Source organism: Aquiflexum sp. (genome assembly GCF_041749095.1).
In the GTDB taxonomy this organism is placed as follows: Bacteria; Bacteroidota; Bacteroidia; order Cytophagales; family Cyclobacteriaceae; genus Aquiflexum.
On record NZ_JBGTCA010000498.1, the window covers coordinates 1 to 2,317 of the forward strand.

4 protein-coding genes are annotated in these 2,317 nt (G+C 36.3%); 1 reads left to right on the forward strand and 3 read right to left on the reverse strand.

The annotated features are described in order from the left end of the window. Positions 1-65: 65 nt before the first annotated feature. Positions 66-524 (reverse strand): MauE/DoxX family redox-associated membrane protein, encoded by a 459-nt coding sequence (locus ACEW8O_RS22700; protein WP_373496918.1) that lies wholly within the window; start codon positions 522-524, stop codon positions 66-68. A gap of 224 nt (positions 525-748) precedes the next feature. On the opposite strand from ACEW8O_RS22700, the gene ACEW8O_RS22705 reads away from it, so the two are divergent. Further along, positions 749-1,063: a hypothetical protein gene (locus ACEW8O_RS22705; RefSeq protein ID WP_373496919.1), complete on the forward strand. Its 315-nt coding sequence runs from the start codon at positions 749-751 to the stop codon at positions 1,061-1,063. Positions 1,064-1,328: 265 nt separating this feature from the next. Here the strand turns inward: ACEW8O_RS22705 and ACEW8O_RS22710 are convergent, their stop codons facing one another. Next, a complete protein-coding gene (locus ACEW8O_RS22710; RefSeq protein ID WP_373496920.1) occupies positions 1,329-1,868 on the reverse strand; it encodes a hypothetical protein in 540 nt (179 codons plus the stop codon). Beyond that, the coding region (locus ACEW8O_RS22715; protein WP_373496921.1) for a hypothetical protein at positions 1,855-2,317 on the reverse strand (463 nt) is incomplete at its 5' end. The genes ACEW8O_RS22715 and ACEW8O_RS22710, both read right to left, overlap by 14 nt.

The window sequence follows — 2,317 nt, forward strand, 5'->3', positions numbered from 1 at the left end:
AAGCTTCAGAGAGATACGGCACAAGATTTTGAAATCATCGCCAAACTACCTATCAGGCGTTTGGATCAGGATTTATATTTGTTTTTTTTTATCCATAGGACAAATACTGTCATCCCAATCAGTCCTGCATTGAACCAAAAATGCTCTGCCCAGCCCATGCTTTCCAGAAACCCGGCACAGTTGCAGGGCACCCTTGGAAAAGCTCTCCACCAGATCAGACCCACATAAGTATTGAATACTGTCAGCAGTAACAAGGAACCAATCAGTCCCCACCACCTGGTAATTGTAAATACCAACAAAAGGCCCAGCACAATTTCCGATATAGGCACCGCATAGCTGATGATATCTGCCAGCTCTTTGGGAAAAGGCTGATTGTGGAAGGCATTCCAGCTTCTTTTCCATTCCAGTAATTTCTCTATACCTGAGTAGGTCCAAATGATCACCAGAATAAAAACAGCGGTTTGTTCCGGTACCTCATATGCATCCAGTTTTCTTGCATACCCTGAAAAAGAATTTGGTTCCATGTTTATTGGCCTGATTTTGAATTGAAATTAAAAAAGATAAAATGTGCTTAAAAACATGTGCAATGATTTCTTTTTAAATTTCCCGAATTGATTATTCACTAATCAAATTTGGTAAATTTTGTTTTTTGCTCAGTACTAAGTATTGTCAAAAACGACCTGATTTATTATGTTTGCTTATGCAGTAGTTTAGTTTGATGTAATGTTCCATTTTTAAATTGCCGGAAATGAAAAGAAATTTACGTATCCTTTTATTGAAAAAAGAACTGGATCACTTGCTGAGACTTCATGAAAATGTCTATTTCAAACTCAGACCATATCTTGAGGAAAGATCATATACAAAAGGTAAAATCATAAAAGAATTAGGCCAGTTAGAGTCCCATGCAAGGTTTGTATACAAAGGCTATATCGCCAAAATGCGGCCCTCTAAAAAAGGAAGGGATTTCAGATTGAGGGTTTTCAGTCCAGGTAAAGTCGCATCAGATTTTGAGTCATTTTTTTACGACGCGCCTTCAGATTTTTATCTGAAAGCAATCACTTAAGTATCCACTTTTGAACTGAAAAATGAAGTTGAAAAAATTCTTCTCAAGGAAGTTCCCGAGGTTGCAGAACTTGCATCTTATATCAATAGAGAGATATTGAAGGAATCTATTCATTGGCATCATTCATTCACTTTATCCAGAAAGGAAGGATATAGGAATATGAGAAAGAATTTCCCTTTACACATGAATTTTTTCTCCAATAAGGATCTTTCATTTCTGATGAAGTGTTCTACATCAAAAATTAATGATATGAACAAAGAACTTTTTAATGATGAATTTGGCTTGTAAGAAAAATCCCAATGCTGTTCAATTGATCCAAAACACGCTGGCTAAAACATCCGGTCACCTTTTTCAAAAAGGGCAGATCTATCCTTTGGATCATATATACCGCCTGATAAAATTTCAAGTCATCAAAAGTTTGTAATTTTTCAAAATACGGACTTAACTGTATCAATCTTTTCAGATAAACAGATTCTTCAAACCCAAATATCCCAGCATCTTCAATAAGGAAATTCTTAAATGGCAATAACCAATAACCTTCGAGTCCATAGATTGGATTTACCAGATAATCTTTGTCAAGGTATGCTTTTGGAAATGAGTCTGTACTGGAAAGAATCCTTAAGAAAGACATTTTTGGGAGAATCTTACAGCCCATTTTTGGGTGGAAAGAAATTTTCTCCTTGTTGAGAATGCCATGTTTACAGATAGGGGAATAAAAGAATTCTTCTCCCTGAAATGCTTTAAACTCGAATTTCGACTTCCTGTACCTTTCCAGCAAAACAGAATTAAGATCAATATTTTCCATCTTGGTATTTTTTCGGATCAAGTTTTATACCCAGTTCCTTAAATACATTTAAGAATTCGTTGACGACCTTTTCACCACAGCTCCTGACACCCATCATATCTTTTTTTGTAGCAAAAGATGCCAACTTGACCAATTGACCCAATGTTGGGCCAGGTTTTCTGACCGCAATCCCTAGTGTCAATTGCTTTTGAGGTTTACACAATCCAAGTTCAACCAATGAATTCACCCGGTGCCACATGGAAGGTTTGACCATATCGTGGAATAAGCACCAATAATCTATATTCCAGAAACTCTTAAGATCCTTAGGTGGCTCACCTTCTTTCCAATTAATGGAGGAGTTCAGATAAATCCGTGAAGACATTGAATGGATATCTTTCAATCGATGCTGCGGGAATATTTCTATGTATTCATCAGGTGCAAAAGAAATAGATAAGAGATACTCATAATCA